This is a genomic window from Dehalococcoides mccartyi 195 (assembly GCF_000011905.1).
In the GTDB taxonomy this organism is placed as follows: Bacteria; Chloroflexota; Dehalococcoidia; order Dehalococcoidales; family Dehalococcoidaceae; genus Dehalococcoides; species Dehalococcoides mccartyi.
Genome location: NC_002936.3, coordinates 737,053 through 754,385, shown reverse-complemented (window position 1 = coordinate 754,385; position 17,333 = coordinate 737,053). Strand labels below are relative to the sequence as shown.

Genomic DNA, 17,333 nt, shown 5'->3' with positions numbered 1-17,333 from the left:
ACTCCTGTGCAAGTAAAACTATATGATACTACTTTAAGAGACGGTTCTCAGCGTGAAGGAATTTCCTTTACGGTAGCTGATAAGCTTAAGATTGCCCAGAAACTGGATGAACTGGGCATACACTATATTGAGGGCGGCTGGCCGGGTTCAAACCCCAAAGACAGTGAATTTTTTGTTCAGGTAAAGTCCCTCAAGCTGAAAAATGCCAAAATGGTGGCTTTCGGCTCTACCCGCCGCCCCAAAGTTAAAGCCGAAGCAGATGCAACCCTGAAGCAGCTGGTTGAGGCAGGTACGGAATATGTTACATTGGTCGGCAAGAGTTCCGCCAGACAGGTGACCCAGGTGCTGGAAACCACTCTGGAAGAAAATCTGGCCATGATTACTGATTCCATTGAATACCTGCGTTCAAAATGCATAAAGGTTTTTTTGGACGCCGAACACTTTTTTGACGGCTACAAAGACAACCCCGAATACTCCATACAGGTTTTGCAGGCGGCCGAAAAGGCCGGAGCTGAAGGCGTGGTGCTTTGCGATACCAACGGAGGCAGTCTGCCCGAAGAAATAGCCGAAGCCGTAGAAGCGGTAACCAAGTCGGTAAATATCTGCGTGGGTATTCACTCTCATAATGACACGGAAATGGCCGTAGCTAACAGTATAGCCGCTCTCAAGGCCGGTGCCAGCCAGATTCAGGGTACGATAAATGGTTTTGGTGAAAGATGCGGCAATGCCAACATGTGCTCCATAATACCCATTTTAAAGCTGAAAATGGGTATAGACTGCATAACTGACAGCCAGTTGAAGCTGCTGACCGATACTTCCCATTATATAAGCGAACTGGCAAATCTGGTTTCCGAACCGTTTTTGCCGTATGTGGGTGCCAGCGCCTTTTCCCACAAAGCAGGCCTGCATGTCAGCGGCCTGAGCAAGTGGTCAGGCAGTTACCAGCATATAGAGCCGGAACTGGTGGGCAACCGCCAGCGTTTATTGGTATCGGAATTGGCAGGCCGGTCAAACATTGTCCAAAGGGCCAAAGCTATCGGCATAAATTTGACGTCGGACTCAAAAGAAGTCAAAGATTTGCTTCAGCAGGTCAAGAAAATGGAGAGCATGGGTTTTCAGTATGAAAATGCTGAGGCCTCTTTTGATTTGCTGGTAAACCGCACCCAGGCGGGTTATGCAGCCCCGTTTGAGCTTATAGATTTTATGGTGGTGGTAGAAAAACAGCGCCGCCCCTCAGCTATGCGCAGCCAGGACGAAATGATGGCCGAAGGGATAGTAAAAGTAAGGGTAGACGGCGAGGTTATGCATACTGTCGCCGAAGGCAACGGCCCCATAAATGCACTTGATGCCGCTTTGCGCAAAGGACTTTGCCAGTTTTATCCGGAACTTTCATCTGTCCATCTTTCGGATTACAAGGTGCGTATACTGGAGCAGACCAGCGGTACAGATGCTTTGGTGAGGGTGCTGATTGAATCTACTGATGGTGAAAGTACCTGGCATACTGTAGGTGCCAGCCCGAATATCATCGAAGCCAGTTGGCTGGCTTTGTCAGACAGCTTTGAATACTGGCTGATTACCAAGAAATGTAAAAACTGCAAGAAACAGTAAACTTATTTAGCGGCGGGGAAACCCGCCGCAATTACATACAGCGGTTTGGGGTGTCCGTTCAGGTTCATAGATTTGCAAACAGTTTCTTCCGTAAAAGCACCGATTACTACACTCCCTAAACCCGAAGACACACACTCCAGACAAAAATTTTGAGCCGCGTGACCCACTTCAAAATAAGCATACTTGTCAGCGCTTTTGCCATACCTCTTTATCAGCTCATCAGGACGGTAGCAAATAACCAGCGAAAAAGGTGCATCAGCTACAAAGTCCTGATTAAAACACCCCTCCGCCAGCTGAAGGCGGAAATCACCGCCTAGCTGCAGATGAAGAACGTGCCGCTCCGGATTATACCGGTAAACACCGGCATCCAAGCCTTCTATCCCTTTATCACCGGCTATAATATAAAGCTCCAGCGGGTAAATTGCCCCGGCACTGGGTGCAGAGCGCAATTTATCTACCGTATCGGTAATACCGTCTGAAGCCCATAACAGCTGGGATAATATTTCTTTGGTCAGCCCGCGGCTTGAAAAGGCTCTCACCGAACGCCGTTTATTTATAGCTTCTTCAACTGTCATTTTGCCCCGGACAGCAGGCGGGGGTAATTTTATAATATCGGCCATTTAACCCTTGATTACTCCTAATGGTCTGGTTTTAAATATATTTCGGGCAATACCGGCTTTGTGGGTTACTTCTACCACATCTGCCACATCCTTGTAGGCTTCCGGGGCTTCTTCAGCCAAGCTGTCTATATCACCTGCCATTACACTTATACCCTGGGCTCTAAGGTTTTCCATAAGCTGCGGAACGGAAGCAGCTTTTTTAGCCAAGCTCCGGCTTAGCATCCGGCCTGCACCATGGCAGGTAGACCCAAAAGTTTCTTTCATGGCAGTTTCGGTGCCCACAGCCACATATGAGTACCTGCCCATATCCCCGGGTATTATAACAGGTTGCCCCACTTTTCGGTAAATCGCGGGTATTTCAGGCCGCCCGGCCGGAAAAGAGCGGGTTGCGCCCTTGCGGTGGACACATACGTTCTGCATTTTCCCGTCAACCATGTGTTCTTCTATTTTGGCAATATTATGAGCCACATCGTATATCTGGTTCATACCCAAATCCTGCCGCCCTTTTTCAAATACCTTCATAAAGGCATCCCGCGCCCACTGGGTAATGCACTGGCGGTTAGCCCAGGCATAATTGGAAGCGCAAGCCATAGCAGCCAGATAATTCTGCCCGTCTTCTGATTTTAACGGGGCACAGGCCAGCTGGCGGTCAGGCAAATTTATCCCATATTTCCTGACGGTCTCATTGAGCAGCTGGACATAGTCAGTGCAGACCTGATGCCCCAAACCCCGCGAACCGGTGTGGATAAGAAAAAGTACCTGACCGGTTTCCTGCACCCCAAATACTGAGGCCACTTCCGGGTCAAATATCTCAGCCACCACCTGTACTTCCAGAAAATGATTTCCCGAACCTAGTGTACCCAGCTGGGAGGAACCCCTGGTTTTAGCCTTGGGGGAAACCCTGTCCGGATTAGCACCGGACAGACTGCCGCATTCCTCAGTCAGGCTGATATCTTCAGACTCGCCCATGCCCTTTTCCAGTGCCCAGTTTCCGCCGCGGGTCATGACGCTATCCATATCCGGCTGGCTCAGCTTTATATTACCGCTGCCGCCAACACCGGAAGGTATTTTGGCAAAAAGCTCAGCCAAAAGTTCATCTATCTTAGGCTGTACCTCCCGGACACTAAGGTTTGTCCGCAAAAGGCGGGTGCCGCAATTTATATCAAAACCAACGCCGCCGGGTGAAATTACCCCGTCACTTATCCGGGTGGCCGCCACCCCGCCTATAGGAAACCCGTAACCCCAGTGAATATCAGGCATAGCCATAGACTTGCCGACAATACCAGGCAGAAATGCCACATTGGCAATCTGCTCTATAGCATGCTCCTCCCATATTTGGCTAAGCATAGGCTCACTGGCATACACCAGACCGGGCACTTTCATACCGGTTTTATAGTTCTGGGGAATTTCCCAGCGGTAATCATCTATTTTTTTTAGTATTCCCTGCCACGGGCTGGTCATAACTGCCTCCTAGATATCCAATACCACTTGTAGCTTGTACCCTCCGCTAATCTTTTTTACCTTAAGCAGGTGGTAGGTAGCGGCTTTTACATAATGATGTAAAACAGTATCAGCCGTAATTTTCTGTCCGAAACAGGTGGCTGAAAGCCTGAAATCAGGGCTAACGGCTACCTCAAACCGGCCAAATACCATCTGGTGAGTATCAAATATGTAGATAAGCTCGTTCAGCCATTTAACCAGCAGATTTTCATAGCTGTCTGAACTGAATGCCAATGATACGGCTTTATCCTGCTGCAAAGTTGAGGTATCGGTGATAAGGCTGAAAAGCCCGCTGGCTGAAAAGGCAAAAGCAGCACTCAAATCTGCTCCCTGGGCTATTATGCCCGTGTCGGCAGTATGCTGCATCAGCTTATATCCGGAAAACATGGCTATTTATTATAACATTTTAAATATTCACGAGCGTAAATTTCTTTCAGCTTTGACCATCATTTAGTATAATATAAGCGAATAAACGGAATCGGAGTGAATATGGGCGAAATTAAATCTGCTCTTGAAATCGCCATGGAAAAGCTAAAGGATATTGAAGAGGTTACCGAGGAAGAAAAAGCCCGCTGGAAATACCTGCCGGCTGGAGAAAAGCTGGGAGCGGCCTATCTGAAAGGGAATGTAGACCTCAAAGCGGAACTTCAACAGTACAGCGGAAAAGCGGGTGAGTACGTGGCAAAAGGTATAGAAAACCTGCTGTCATCCCTGATAACCCTGCCGGAAAATGAAGCCGCCAAGCGTACTAACGAAACAGCTATGGAAGGCATAAAAAGTATCAAGGAAGATAAGGAAGCTGCCGAAGCAGTTATCTCTCAGATGGTGCAAATCCTGACCCATTATGCTGACCAGGGGGAAAAACAGCGCCGCAGCGCTTATGACCAGCTAAAACAGCAGTATTCCCAGTACCTGCAAAAAGCCATGCAGCAGGGAATGGAAATGCCCCCGGGGCTGTCAAATGACATAGAGAAGCACCCCCGTTTTCAGGAAGAATGGCGAAAACGGAAAAATGAATTTGAAGCCCGGTATATAGAATCTCTGGCGCAAATGAAACAAGCACTTTCACAAATAAAATAGGGGTCTAGTGTGGACGATTCTCTGATTTTTAAAGCAGTGGCAAATACCCGGATACTCCGTCCGCCCAAACAGCGGCTGGCGACTTTCGGTATTACCAATATAGATTATTACCTGCTGACTACGCCGTCTTATCCCGTTGAGGATGGGGACGCGTCTTCACCTAGGGAAACGGTGATACGGGAAGGCAAAGTAATAGTCCAGCAGCCGCGGATAGTTACGCCTTATTATCTTAGCCGCCTGGAAGGCTTCTCTGACGAAGCAAAACGCTATTTCAGCCTGCTAGTTGACCGGTACGGCTCTCAGGCACCGGGGCTGATGTATGCCTATAAAAATGAATCCAAAGGGCTTAACATAGTACCGGGGGAACTGCATACGGTAGCCCAGAATATAAACCAGCAACTGGATAGGGATAAAATTGAACTCTCCACCATTATAGAGGGCGAAGATATCCTCTGGGATGTTTCCCTGCTCAAGTTCATTTACGACCTTACCCGCCATTCGCTTCAGGGCAACCTCTCAGATTTAGGCAGCCGGGGACGGCTGGGAGTGGGTGCTGACGGCGTACCCAGCGATGCCCGTTTTCATATTGAGGAGCTGTTTTCCAAAGCACTCAGGGACGAAGCCGACCCCAAAGACCTTAAAGACGAGCTGGAGCGCTGGGAGCTTTTTAATGAATATCAGGACCGCTTTTTTGCCCTGTTTAAGAAAAAATAAGGGGAAGACTGATGAAAATTACCTCAGTGGAAGCCAGAGACCTCTCCGAAGCATGGTTTTTGTGCTTAAGACAGGTGCTGACAGATGGTTACGAATACACTATTGAACGCGGCAGTTATACGGGGCAAAAACGCAAAGAACTGGATATGATAACTGTCCATATTAAAAATCCCGGCAACCGCCCCCTTATACCGGATGTCCCCCCCGGCGTACCTGCCCCATCCACTCTGGAATATATAGACAACTACCTGCCTTATCTTATGACCGCCCACCGGGCAGAGGGTGAACAATATACTTACGGCCAGTACCTTGAAGCCCAGATTGCCAAGGTCATAAAAATGTACCGGGACACAGGCTTCAATACCAATCAGGCCTTTATGACCGTAGGTAACCCCGAAACACTGGATTTGGAAGACCCGCCCTGCCTGCGAAGTATAGATACCAGAATCCGCTACGGAAAACTTCATTTCGTTATATATTTCCGCTCATGGGATTTGTGGGCAGGTTTCCCGTCTAATCTGGCCGCTATCCAGATGCTCAAAGAATACATGGCCGCCGAAATAGGGGTGGAGGACGGAGAGATTATCGCCATGAGCAAGGGCATGCATATATACGATTATGCATGGGATATAGCCAAAACCGCCGCCGGTATGAACGGCGCTTAGATATTTGGCATTTCTGCTTATTTGTACTATAATGCTGAACGTTCTTTTCAAAAACAGACAGCTTTGTATTTGTCACAAACTGGGTATAGTGTTAAAATATGGGTGTTTTAAACGTGGGCCGATAGCTCAATTGGCAGAGCAATTGACTCTTAATCAATTGGTTGGAGGTTCGAGTCCTCCTCGGCTCACTTTATAATGGTTTTAAAGCGGTCAGGCGTGGTATTGACCGCTTTTCTGTTTGCCGGTGATTTCAGAGCTTGCAAGAAGGAATTAAAAATGGCCAAACAAGATTTACCACCTCTGATAGAGTTTAAGAACATAAGCCTGGTACGCGGTGAACGCCTGTGCCTGAAAAATATAAATCTGGTTATAAACCAGGGGCAAAGCCTGGCAATCCTCGGCCCGAACGGAGCGGGTAAATCCAGCCTGATTAAAACCATAACCCGCGAACTGTATCCGATTTTTGACCCCCAAAATTCAAGCCTGCGTATACTGGGACGGGAAAACTGGGATGTGTTTGCGCTGCGAAGCCAGTTGGGCATAGTATCAGCCGAAGTTTTAAACCAAAATATCAGCCAGACCTGCAAAGAAGCAGTGCTAAGCGGGTATTTCGGCTCACCATATCTGCACGATGCCGGATTGGTCAGCACGGAGATGGAAAACTATGCCAATGAAGTAATGCATCTGCTGGAGATAGACAAACTGGCGGAAAGGCTGACCAATGAGATTTCAAGCGGTGAAACCCGCCGGGTGGTTATTGCCAGAGCTTTAGTAAACAAACCCCAAAGCCTGCTGCTGGATGAACCGACTACCAACCTTGACATGAAATCCGCCCACCAGTTACGCAAACTGCTCAGCAAAATTGCCGGTCTGGGCACCCAGATAATACTGGTAACTCATAACCTTAGTGACATAATACCGGAAATAAACAGAGTGGTTATGCTGAAAGACGGCAGCATTTTCCGGGACGGGGTAAAAACCGAGATACTGACCGAAGCTAATTTTGCAGAGCTTTTCGGGTTTGAAGTAAACCTATTGAGCAAAGACGGTTTTTATCATATATACTAGCACCTTATACACATAAAAAAGCCCTCTGTCTCCAGAGGGTTTTTTTATACAGTTAATGTAATATTATTATTACATTCCTTCCTGGTCACCCAGCTTAATGGCTTTATCCATTTCTTCCTTAAGCAGGGGAGGCAGGCCCTCAACATCTACATTCAAAAAGCCGCGTACAATGGCAGCCGTAGCTTCATCTTTATTTAACCCTCTGGCCATCAGGTATTCAACTTCCTCTTCGGCTATTTTACCCACCGCAGCCTCATGAGACAAATCCACTCCGGCCACCTTACCCATAAGCTCCGGTATGGCATAAATAATGCCGTTATCACCCAGAATAAGCCCGCGGCACTCCAGATGCCCCTTGCAATCCGGCACTTTTCCTTCAATATACCCGCGGGAGATAATCTCCCCGCCGGTGGTCAGGGCGCGGGTAATAAGCTCTGTCCGGGTATGCCTGGCATTTAAAAAGACCCGCGAACCGACATCCATTTTAGAGCCGGGAGGGCAAACCATAACACTGTTAAAACGGGCAACTGCATTTTCACCGTTCAGATAGGCCACCGGGTATGACTGCAGGTTTTTAACAGTTTTCATGACAACGTAATTACTCAGGAAAACCCCGTCCTCTTCCACTATGGCACCGGTACGCGGACGCACGGCTATATCCGGTGACCAGGTGTGTATCATGGTAAAGGTTACTTTAGCGCCCTTTTTTATAAAAAACTCGGTCACACCCAGATGCAGACCGGTCTCAGTGCGGTGAGCGGAAGTACAGCCGGTAATAATATGCAGCTCGGAACCTTCTTCGGCAATAATAATGTTGTGGACATTCTGTATAGCCTGGTTTTTAGCCATGTACATACAGGACTGAACGGGGAATTCGGTTTTTACGCCGGGAAGCGCCCGTATAAAATAGCCGTCTGCCTTGTTAAGCTCAACATGGGCGGTATATTTATCCGCATCTACAGATACCGCTTTCCACCAGTAATCTTTCAGCCAGTCATACTTCAAAGCGGCTTCACTGGTTGACATAATCTCTATGCCATCCTGCTGGGTAGAGAAATGGACGGGGCGGTTATCCATCTGGATAAATGTTCCGCTGCGTTCCTTAAGGTCATCCAGTATTACACCTGACTCAAGCATACGGGATTTATCTTCAGCCCCAAGCTCAGATGGTTTATTTACGTATTTATGGTCATCGGTATTATCGGTATATTTTTCTAATAAAATATCATCACCGATGGCGGGTTTTTTATTTACAGCAGCACCGGCTTTATCAGCCAGATTGGGCCTTAGATCTTTCGGGGACATTCTACACACTCCTGATAACCGTTCTGCTTTATAGTTTCCAGCATATCCCGCGGGTCACCGGTGCAATTTATGCGTCCGTGGCAGAGCACATAACCGGTACGGGCGTTTACATAATCCAGGATATGCCCGGTGTGGGTTATTACCAGACCACCCCGTTTGCGTTCGCGGATAGGGTGTTTTTTCTCCAGCAGGTCATTTATAAGGCTGCCGATAAGGGCAATATTTTCCAAATCAACCCCGGATTCAGGTTCATCAAGCAGGACCATATCCGGCCCTTGTGCCAGTAACTGCAGCAGTTCGGAACGTTTGATTTCACCCCCGGAAAAGCCGTGGTTTACGTCTCTTTCCAGAAAATCTGTCATGTGGGCTTTTTTGGCAAGCTCATCAATCAAGCCTGAGTCTTCTTTAGTCCGAAGCGAACTCCTGACCATTTCCCTCAGTTTTACCCCGCGGACTACTGGCGGGCGCTGAAAACTTATGCCTATGCCTAAACGGGCACGCTCATCAATGGGGACATGGGTAATATCTTTGCCATTAAATATAAGCTGCCCCTGAGTTATCTTGTACCGGGGAAAGCCCATCAGAGTCATCAGCAAAGTAGTTTTGCCGCTGCCGTTAGGCCCGAAAATGACATGGGTTTCTCCGGCAGGCAGTACCAGGTCAACTCCGTGGAGTATCTCACGGCCATCTACCTCAACGTGGAGGTCTTTTACCTCAAGCAAAATTTCTAAATCCATTTTAAATACCCCTGAATTTATGCTTAGTATATGTTAAATGTTACCAGTAAAGCGGCGGATATGCAATTTGCACGCCAACTGGCGGCATGACTATTTTACCTTAGCGGCGCTTGGGAACGGTGAGTGCCGCCAAAGCGGTGGTAATAACTGCAAACAATATCAGAACCCCGCACTGAAAGCCTACTTCAGCCAGATTTTTCCCCTGAAGCATTATTTCCCGCATGCCGTCCACGCCATAGGTCAGCGGCAGTATATTTGACAGGTACTGAAGCCATTCCGGCATTTGGGAAACCGGCCAGATAACACCGCACAAAAACACCTGGGGGACAATAATAAGAGGGATAAACTGAACCATTTGAAATTCATTTTTGGCAAAACTGCTGGTGAAAATGCCCAGTGTAACCGCCCCGGTAATAATAAGCACCTGAAAGAGCAGAATCTGCCAGAGTTCACCCTGAAAGTTGACTCCCAGCACGTAGATAGTAAAAAGAACAATGATAAGTGTCTGGAGCAGGGCAAACACGAAAAACCCCAGCAGATAACCGGCAACTATGTCCAGACGGGAAACAGGTGCCGCCATAAGCCTTTCCATAGTCCCCTGAGATGTCTCCCTAAGGAATGAAATGCCGGTCAGCAGGAAGCTGAAAAACAGGGCTAAAGTGGCCAGCATGGCCGGGGCAATATAATCAAGTACAGTGGCATCCGGGAAACTTACCCCTATAAGCCCCATAACCACCACCGGGACTACTATAATAAGGGCCATAGTCCGCCGGTCATGGAGCAACTGGCGGATAAGCCTCTGGGCAATAGCCAGTATATTATTCATGGCTGAGAGCACCTCCTGTGCGGATGGAATATAAAAAGGCGTCTTCCAAACTGGCATCGGCATTGCCTGTAGCCGCCTTTAATTCTGACGGAGTACCTTCGGCAATAACTCTGCCCTCACGCAGAAATGCCAGGCGGTCACAGTGGGCGGCGTCATCAAGGGTATGACTGGATATTACTATTGTTACCCCCTTCTGGTTCAAGCTCTTAAAGTACTCCCAGAAGCGGCAGCGCAGTTCGGGGTCAAGCCCCACAGTGGGTTCGTCTAAAAAGATTACCGGCGGATTATGGACAATGGCACAAGCCAGACTTACCCTCTGTTTCATGCCTCCGGAAAGGTTCATAACAGCATCGTTCCGTCTGTCCCAGAGGTCTACCAGCCTGATTACTTCTTCTATCCGGGCTTTACGCAGTGTTTTATCCCGCAGCCCATAGATACGGGCAAAAAAGTCTATATTCTGGCTGACTGTCAGTTCGGTATACAGGGAATGTATCTGAGGCATGTACCCCAGCTGATATTCCAGCTGGCGGCTGAACTCTTTGCCCAGTATAGCAAGATATCCGCTTTTTTGGCGGAGAAGCCCCACCATTATCCGGATAAGAGTGGTTTTGCCTGCCCCGTTAGGCCCCATTATCCCGAAGCTTATACCGCAGGGAATCTCCAAACTCAAATCATCTAAAGCTTTAATGCGCTTATAGCTGAAAGATATATCCCGCAAGCTGATAGCTGTATCAGTCATAACGTGTCCCTTTCTGTCTGGGCAACGGCTTTTTAAAAACTAACCCTTTGCCTGACTCTCAGCCGAATATTCCCAAGTTTTCTGAACTGCTCTTGATTCATAATACCCGCAGCAAGCGTACACCCGCAAGAGTTAGTATCAATATAGTTAGATTTATTAGTGCGAAACGGGAGTTTATGCTAATATGAAAGTGAAAGCTTTATATACGGGAAGGTGAATTGAAGACCAGACTGGCAAACTACATCTCTGATATTTTCAATCCGCTTACGCTTAGCATATTGTTTGTTTTCCTTTTGGCCAAAGACTCTACCGCCAATTTGTGGGAAGCCGCCAAATGGTCATTTATATTTATAGCCCTGTGCATGCTGCCGATATTTCTGGTCATTTTAAATATGGTCAAAAAAGGTAAACTAAAGTCAGTCTTTTCAAACCCCCGTGAGCAGCGCCATGTTTTATATGTTTTAGGTTCGGTGCTGGTGGGCGCCGCTTTGATAATACTGGTATTTATCGGCGCGCCGGATAAACTGATTGCCGCTTTATTTGCCGGTTTTGTCTCCAGCGTACTTTTTATGATAGTAAATTTCTTCTGGAAGATAAGCGTTCATACCGCGTTTGCCAGCGCCTTTTTCAGTATAGCTTTGGTGCTTTACGGCTACAGTGCTTTGGGTTTTGTTTTGCTGGTACCCATGATGGCCTGGGCCAGAGTTTACTTAAAAGAACATACCGTTGGGCAGGTAACTGCCGGAGCATTGCTGGCGGGCACAGTGATAGTAACTGTTTTTAATATTTTCAATATGGTCAATCTCTAAGTAGTCCGGGTAAAAAAAGTCTTCTTTTCTTTGGCACATATAAGCTGTACAGCCTGACGCCCTGAAAGTATTACTCCCGGCACACCCCCTGATACCCAGTGTCCTGCCAGATAAAGGTTTGACAGCCCCTCTAAAGTCCGCCTTGATTCGGCCTTGAAATTTAAGGCATTCAAACCCCAGCCTTCCGGCGCACCCTGATGATTTAAGGTATAACGGCTGAAAGTGCAGGGAGTAGCAATATCCCTGATTTCCACTGCTTGGGATACGCCAGAATATAGCATATCCAGATTGTCCAGTATTTCAGCCGCCAGCCGTTCTTTTTCAGCGGTATATTTACTAAGGTCGGTCTGCTTAAGGTTGTTCCAGTAAACCCATTCGGTTTCAAACTCTACCTGAATAACGCTCTTGCCTTCAGGTGCAAAGTGACTACTGTAGTTAAATATCCGAAGGAACAGCTGCCGGACCTCCCTGTTACCAACCCGCAAGGGCTTTTTTAAAAAAATTGTATTAAAAACATTTTCATTTTCAAAAGTGCGTTTTACCCCAAAGCTGGCCACAAAATAGGGCAGGCTGAGTTCAGAGGTATCAAACTTGTTTTGGAGCTTTTTGCCTATATACTTGCCGTCAAGCAGGTGAAAAACTGTATTATAAATATCACCGGCTGAAATAACGTAATCTGCATAGTCTTCAGTCCCGTCAGCCAGCCTGACCCCGATTGCACAGTCATTCTGAACCAGTATCTTTTCCACCGTAGCAGAGCAGGTTAGTTCCCCGCTCAAATCTTTATACCGTTTTTCTATCCGGCGGACAAAATCTTTACAGCCTCTTGCCAGGTAGCTTATTTGCCCGTCACCGGCAAGTGCCAGCAGCATGACTACAAACCAGACAGGCACTTGGGGGGTAAAGAGATTATTCAGGCAGTCCGCCAGCCAGCGGCTTTGCATTAAGGAAGTATACTCTGCCATACTTTTTGCATACCGGCCGGACATATACTTAACCAGACCACGCATTTTCCAGATAGCCGTAAGCCTGTCCATGCCGGAGGTAAGTTCCGGCGGATTAAGCTGCCCGTACGTAGCTAAATCTTTGCCGGAGAAAGCATGTACCGCCGCTACCAAACCATCTATCAAGGGAGCATCTGCAGGGGAAAGCATTTTCATCTCCAGCGCCAGTTCAGAAATATTAACGGGTATATCCAGCTGCCTTCCCTGCTCAATATCAATAAAACTGCCGTATGATTTCATGGTCACAAAGTTGGCCGGGTCTGCCACCCCAAGCTGGCGGTAGATATTATATAAATCAGTGCCGTTTTTGTAGCCGGTAATGAAGTGAATACCGCCGTCAACCAGGTAATCACCCCGCCGCCAGGAGGCGGCAACACCGCCGGGCTTGGAATGATGCTCATAAATACGGGTATCATAACCATTCATGCGGGAATAACAACCGGCAGAAAGTCCGGCTAAACCCGCACCAATAATGATAACCTTTTTTGCAGACACGGCGGCCTCCTGAAATACAGCCGAATGATAATCCGCTTTTATAAAAGCGTCAATAGCTGAAAACGGCATAAAAAAACCGCCTGCGTCAGGCGGTTTAATATACGTTGGCTCCCGAGGTAGGATTCGAACCTACGACCAAGCGGTTAACAGCCGCCCGCTCTACCACTGAGCTACTCGGGAACGCTTTATTTGGCTGGCGAGCCAGGATTCGAACCTGGGCATAAGGATTCAAAGTCCTCTGTGCTACCACTACACAACTCGCCATAGCCTAAAAGTAAGCTTTCAAGTCCTCTTGGTGCCGAAGGTCGGACTCGAACCGACACGAGGTTTACCCCCAGCAGTGTTTGAGACTGCCGCGTCTGCCATTCCGCCACTTCGGCCGGTTTAAGATTACTTTCGCTGGCTACGTTTGCTGATTAAAGCTATTTTAAGTAACTGAAATACCAATATCAAATGGTGCCGAGGCCCAGGATCGAACTGGGGACACGCGGATTTTCAGTCCGCTGCTCTACCGGCTGAGCTACCTCGGCGAAAACATGTAGTATTGTAGCCTTAAGCGTTAAAGGTGTCAAGAATTTCAGCCTGTTTCAAGGCTATTTTTATCTTGCACCGACAGGATAATACGCATATTATTATATCCTGTGCTGATATGTTAAAGCGATATATAATCAGCCGGATAATATTTCCGGCATATGCAGAGGTATCTCAGCTGATGCCCCAAATACGCTGTCTGCTTTTAAAAGAAGCGCTAGCTGGATAGGGCAGGGAGACGCCCAAACCGCCGTCTAAGGCCCTGAGAGGCTTAATGAGTGGTACAAACATATCCAGCAGGGGCGAATTAAGGTAACTGGAAAATGAAGCAAGAAATGAAACCTGCCGCTTCCGAAAAAAGGATTATGGGGTTTGCACCCAACGTATTTTTTCTGGGGATAGTAAGCTTCCTGACTGATATCTCCAGTGAGATTATTTTTACCCTGGTGCCGCTGTTTCTGGCTAACGTACTGGGAGCGACTACCACCGTAATCGGCTTCGTGGGCGGGCTTTCAGATTCTACCGAAGCCATTTTTAAAATCTTGAGCGGGTATCTTAGTGACAAGATTAACCGCTGTAAAAGCCTGGCACTCTTCGGCTACGGATTTTCGGCACTTTCAAAGCCGTTTATGCTTTTGGCAAACAGCTGGGGCATAGTCACCGGTGTCCGCTTTGCAGACAGGGTAGGCAAGGGGGTCAGGTCTTCACCCAGAGACGCCTTGATTGCCAATTCGGTTGAAGTATATGAAAGAGGGCGCAGTTTCGGTTTACATAAAGCAATGGACAGCCTGGGTGCGACACTGGGCCTGGGTATTGCGGCCGTAGTCATATATTTTACCCAAAGCGGCAGCCTGACACTCAAACCGGAAACATATACTACACTGCTATGGTGGGGAATAATTCCGGCTTTTTTGGCAGTGCTGGTACTGGCGGTATTTGTAAAGGAAAAACGCCGCCCCCAAAATACCGCCCAAGCGGATATGAAACCCCATTTTAATTTTCGCACTTTGCTTTCCGGTATGGACAGCCGCTTCAAACTTTTTCTTTTGGTTATGTTTTTATTTACGCTGGGGAATTCCAGTGACTATTTTGTTATTCTGCGGGCACAGGATATGGGGGTTTCGGTACTGGCAATCAGCCTGATGCTGGTAGTTTTTAACCTGACCTATACCTTGATTTCACTGCCGGCCGGGCTGCTTTCAGACAGAATAGGGCGCAGAAGAGTAATAGCCATGGGCTGGCTGTTTTACGCCCTGGTGTATCTGGGTTTTGCCGTTACCCAAAGCCAGATTGGTATCTGGATACTGTTTGGCTGTTACGGGCTATACTACGGGATTGTAGAAGGGGTAGCCAAAGCTTTTGTGGCAGATATGATACCACCGGATAAACGGGGTACTGCCTATGGCTTATATCAGGGTGTAGTCGGGCTGACTTTGCTGCCGGCCAGCCTTATTGCGGGTATTCTGTGGGACACTATAGGTTCGGCAGCACCATTTTACTTCGGGGCGGCACTGGCCTTGCTTGCCGTTATCGGTTTGCTGGTATTTATCAAAGAACCGCCAAAGAAAAAACCTGCGGGGGCAGCTTAGGCTAAAAACATATTGTCTATCAGACGGGTTTTGCCGAATCTGGCAGCTACCAGGGCAATAGTTTTTATAGATACTTTATCCGCCTCACCCAGGGTATCCTGGTCTGACAAGCTGACATAATCTATTTCCGCCAGGGATTCGCGCTGTATTTCCTCAGTCATTTTTCTGCGAATAATCTCCGGGTTGTACTCTTTTGCAGCAAACAAGCTTTTGGCTGTGAGCAGGGAGCGGTAAAGCACCAAAGCCGCCTTACGCTCTGAAGCAGAAAGATAGGTATTACGGCTGCTTAGTGCCAGACCGTCACTCTCACGCACTATGGGCAGCATTTCCACTGATACGTCCAGATTAAGGTCTGAGGCCATTTTTTTTATTATGAGGTACTGCTGGTAATCTTTCTGCCCGAAATAGGCTTTGGCAGGGCAGATTATTGTAAAAAGTTTCGCCACAACAGTACATACCCCGCGGAAATGCCCCGGACGGACAGCCCCTTCCAGACGTTCCTGCAAAACACCAGGCTCTACCCATGAATCAAAGCCGGGTGGATACATTTCCTCAACGGACGGGGCAAAGACATAATCCACACCGGCATTTTCCAGCATGGCCATATCCCGTTTTTCGTCACGGGGGTACTTTTTAAAATCCTCATGCGGCCCGAACTGGGTGGGATTAACAAAGATACTGGCGACCGTATTTAGATCCTGTTTTTTAGAAGCCCTAATCAGTGACAAATGCCCTTCGTGCAGATAGCCCATAGTCGGCACCAGGCCAACCGGTCCGCAGATTTCACGGTGCAGTTTTTGCATCTCGGCTACTGTTCTGATGATACGCACTTTTTCAGTTCCTCCAATACCTTTTTATCAAGGGTGAAGCTTTCTTTCAAAGTGGGAAATTCACCTTTTGCAACCTCAGTTACATATCCGGATACAGCTTTTGAGATAATACCGTTTAAATCAGCGTATTTTTTGGTATGTTTAGGTACAAAATCAGTAAACATACCCAGCATATCGGATACCACCTGCACCTGGCCATCACAATTTTCACCTGCCCCTATGCCTATGGTAGGTATGGAAACGGCAGCGGTAATCATGGCCGCCAGCTCAGCCGGCATAGTCTCCAGCACTATAGCAAACGCCCCGGCTTTTTCCAGAGCCCTGGCATCTTCTAGCAGGGCTAAAGCAGCTGTCAGAGTTTTCCCCTGGACTTTAAACCCGCTTAGCTGGTTAACAGACTGGGGAGTCAGCCCTATATGCCCCATAACGGGAATGCCGCAGTCAACTATACGTTTAACCTTGTCAGCCACATTTACCCCGCCCTCCAGTTTGACTGCCTGAGCGCCGCCTTCCTGCATAAAACGCCCTGCGTTCAGGAGTGCCTGTTCCGGGCTTAGGTGATAGGTCATAAAGGGCATATCGGCTATGACCATGGCCTTTTGGCTGCCCCTGACTACGGCTTTCAGATGGTGCAGCATATCTTCCATGGTCACGCTTACGGTGGAATCATACCCAAGCACCACCATACCCAAACTGTCTCCCACCAGTATGGCCGGTATACCGGCTTTATCCAGTATTTGGGCAGTGGGATAGTCATATGCAGTCAGCATGGCTATCTTCTGCTTGTTCTGTTTCATTTCCTTTAGCTGGCTGATGGTGGTGCGCATCTGTTTATACCTCTAAATTCCGGCTGGCAACCCCGTTTTTAACTTTGGTTATGCGGTTAAGACTGTCTACATAGACCAGATTCGGCTGGTGGGTAAGGGTATCTTCTTCGGTAATCAGACTGTAGCCCAGTATAATTACTTTATCACCCTTCATTCCCATACGGGCAGCTGCCCCGTTTAAGCATATCTGCCCGCTGCCAGCCGGGCCCTCTATGACATAGGTCTCCAGCCGCGTTCCGTTATTTACATTTACCACATGCACCTGTTCGTAGGGCAGCAAGTTGGCTGCCTGCATAAGGTTTTTATCAATGGTAATACTGCCTTCATAGTCTATGCAGGCATCGGTAATGGTAGCCCGGTGGATTTTGCTTTTGAGCATGATTCTC

At 48.0% G+C, this 17,333-nt stretch carries 18 protein-coding genes and 5 tRNA genes; 8 read left to right on the top strand and 15 right to left on the bottom strand.

Translation table 11 applies throughout. The annotated features are described in order from the left end of the window. Positions 1–6: 6 nt before the first annotated feature. Positions 7–1,608 (top strand): citramalate synthase, encoded by a 1,602-nt coding sequence (cimA, locus tag DET_RS04280; RefSeq protein ID WP_010936553.1) that lies wholly within the window; start codon positions 7–9, stop codon positions 1,606–1,608. Between the two features lie 2 nt (positions 1,609–1,610). Here the strand turns inward: cimA and DET_RS04275 are convergent, their stop codons facing one another. The 3 genes from DET_RS04275 to DET_RS04265 are packed head-to-tail and all read right to left on the bottom strand — an operon-like array spanning position 1,611 to position 4,094. Continuing rightward, positions 1,611–2,228, bottom strand: a complete 618-nt coding sequence (locus tag DET_RS04275) for a SagB/ThcOx family dehydrogenase (protein ID WP_010936552.1) — start codon at positions 2,226–2,228, stop codon at positions 1,611–1,613. Continuing rightward, complete coding sequence (locus DET_RS04270) at positions 2,229–3,689, bottom strand: RtcB family protein (RefSeq protein ID WP_010936551.1); 1,461 nt, start codon at positions 3,687–3,689, stop codon at positions 2,229–2,231. 9 nt (positions 3,690–3,698) lie between these two features. Next, a complete protein-coding gene (locus DET_RS04265) occupies positions 3,699–4,094 on the bottom strand; it encodes an archease (protein WP_234943790.1) in 396 nt (131 codons plus the stop codon). Between the two features lie 123 nt (positions 4,095–4,217). Between DET_RS04265 and DET_RS04260 the strand changes: the two genes are divergently transcribed. The 5 genes from DET_RS04260 (at position 4,218) to DET_RS04240 (ending at position 7,255) form a co-directional block, all read left to right on the top strand. After that, positions 4,218–4,808 (top strand): hypothetical protein, encoded by a 591-nt coding sequence (locus DET_RS04260; protein ID WP_010936549.1) that lies wholly within the window; start codon positions 4,218–4,220, stop codon positions 4,806–4,808. A gap of 9 nt (positions 4,809–4,817) precedes the next feature. Continuing rightward, positions 4,818–5,522, top strand: a complete 705-nt coding sequence (locus DET_RS04255; protein ID WP_010936548.1) for a hypothetical protein — start codon at positions 4,818–4,820, stop codon at positions 5,520–5,522. Between the two features lie 11 nt (positions 5,523–5,533). Continuing rightward, positions 5,534–6,187: a thymidylate synthase gene (locus DET_RS04250; protein ID WP_010936547.1), complete on the top strand. Its 654-nt coding sequence runs from the start codon at positions 5,534–5,536 to the stop codon at positions 6,185–6,187. A 115-nt stretch (positions 6,188–6,302) separates the two neighbouring features. Then, positions 6,303–6,375, top strand: a tRNA-Lys gene (locus DET_RS04245). Between the two features lie 88 nt (positions 6,376–6,463). Continuing rightward, a complete protein-coding gene (locus tag DET_RS04240; protein WP_010936546.1) occupies positions 6,464–7,255 on the top strand; it encodes an ABC transporter ATP-binding protein in 792 nt (263 codons plus the stop codon). Between the two features lie 69 nt (positions 7,256–7,324). On the opposite strand, the gene DET_RS04235 is transcribed toward DET_RS04240, so the two are convergent. The 4 genes from DET_RS04235 to DET_RS04220 all read right to left on the bottom strand — a co-directional run bounded on the left by DET_RS04235 (position 7,325) and on the right by DET_RS04220 (position 10,862). Further along, on the bottom strand, positions 7,325–8,560 hold the full coding sequence (locus DET_RS04235) for a SufB/SufD family protein (protein WP_010936545.1): 1,236 nt from the start codon (positions 8,558–8,560) through the stop codon (positions 7,325–7,327). Then, positions 8,542–9,297 carry an ABC transporter ATP-binding protein gene (locus DET_RS04230; RefSeq protein ID WP_010936544.1) on the bottom strand — a complete coding sequence of 252 codons (756 nt, stop codon included), beginning with the start codon at positions 9,295–9,297 and terminating at the stop codon, positions 8,542–8,544. The genes DET_RS04235 and DET_RS04230 overlap by 19 nt, the downstream gene beginning before the upstream one ends. 100 nt (positions 9,298–9,397) lie before the next feature. After that, entirely contained in the window at positions 9,398–10,123 is a 726-nt protein-coding gene (locus DET_RS04225) for an ABC transporter permease (protein ID WP_010936543.1), read from the bottom strand. Continuing rightward, positions 10,116–10,862, bottom strand: a complete 747-nt coding sequence (locus tag DET_RS04220; protein WP_010936542.1) for an ABC transporter ATP-binding protein — start codon at positions 10,860–10,862, stop codon at positions 10,116–10,118. Before DET_RS04220 ends, DET_RS04225 begins: the two co-directional genes overlap by 8 nt. A gap of 218 nt (positions 10,863–11,080) precedes the next feature. Here DET_RS04220 and DET_RS04215 point away from each other — a divergent pair, with 218 nt between their 5' ends. After that, complete coding sequence (locus tag DET_RS04215; RefSeq protein ID WP_010936541.1) at positions 11,081–11,671, top strand: phosphatidic acid phosphatase; 591 nt, start codon at positions 11,081–11,083, stop codon at positions 11,669–11,671. On the opposite strand, the gene DET_RS04210 is transcribed toward DET_RS04215, so the two are convergent. The 5 genes from DET_RS04210 to DET_RS04190 form a co-directional block, all read right to left on the bottom strand. Next, on the bottom strand, positions 11,668–13,239 hold the full coding sequence (locus DET_RS04210; RefSeq protein WP_010936540.1) for a phytoene desaturase family protein: 1,572 nt from the start codon (positions 13,237–13,239) through the stop codon (positions 11,668–11,670). The genes DET_RS04215 and DET_RS04210 overlap by 4 nt on opposite strands. 36 nt (positions 13,240–13,275) lie before the next feature. Continuing rightward, a tRNA-Asn gene (locus DET_RS04205) sits at positions 13,276–13,350 on the bottom strand. Between the two features lie 10 nt (positions 13,351–13,360). Continuing rightward, positions 13,361–13,434 (bottom strand) — tRNA-Gln (locus DET_RS04200). A gap of 29 nt (positions 13,435–13,463) precedes the next feature. Next, positions 13,464–13,550, bottom strand: a tRNA-Leu gene (locus DET_RS04195). Positions 13,551–13,624: 74 nt separating this feature from the next. After that, positions 13,625–13,700: transfer RNA gene (locus tag DET_RS04190), tRNA-Phe, on the bottom strand. A gap of 324 nt (positions 13,701–14,024) precedes the next feature. Here DET_RS04190 and DET_RS04180 point away from each other — a divergent pair. Continuing rightward, the gene (locus DET_RS04180) at positions 14,025–15,290 is read left to right on the top strand and encodes an MFS transporter (RefSeq protein ID WP_041223363.1); all 1,266 of its coding nucleotides are present in this window, start codon (positions 14,025–14,027) and stop codon (positions 15,288–15,290) included. Here DET_RS04180 and panC read toward each other — a convergent pair. The 3 genes from panC to panD are packed head-to-tail and all read right to left on the bottom strand — an operon-like array spanning position 15,287 to position 17,326. Beyond that, positions 15,287–16,120, bottom strand: a complete 834-nt coding sequence (gene panC, locus DET_RS04175) for a pantoate--beta-alanine ligase (RefSeq protein ID WP_041223362.1) — start codon at positions 16,118–16,120, stop codon at positions 15,287–15,289. The two genes, DET_RS04180 and panC, sit on opposite strands and share 4 nt — an antisense overlap. After that, a complete protein-coding gene (gene panB, locus DET_RS04170) occupies positions 16,099–16,947 on the bottom strand; it encodes a 3-methyl-2-oxobutanoate hydroxymethyltransferase (protein ID WP_041223361.1) in 849 nt (282 codons plus the stop codon). Before panB ends, panC begins: the two co-directional genes overlap by 22 nt. A gap of 4 nt (positions 16,948–16,951) precedes the next feature. Then, a complete protein-coding gene (gene panD / locus DET_RS04165) occupies positions 16,952–17,326 on the bottom strand; it encodes an aspartate 1-decarboxylase (protein ID WP_010936535.1) in 375 nt (124 codons plus the stop codon). Between the last annotated feature and the right edge of the window lie 7 nt (positions 17,327–17,333).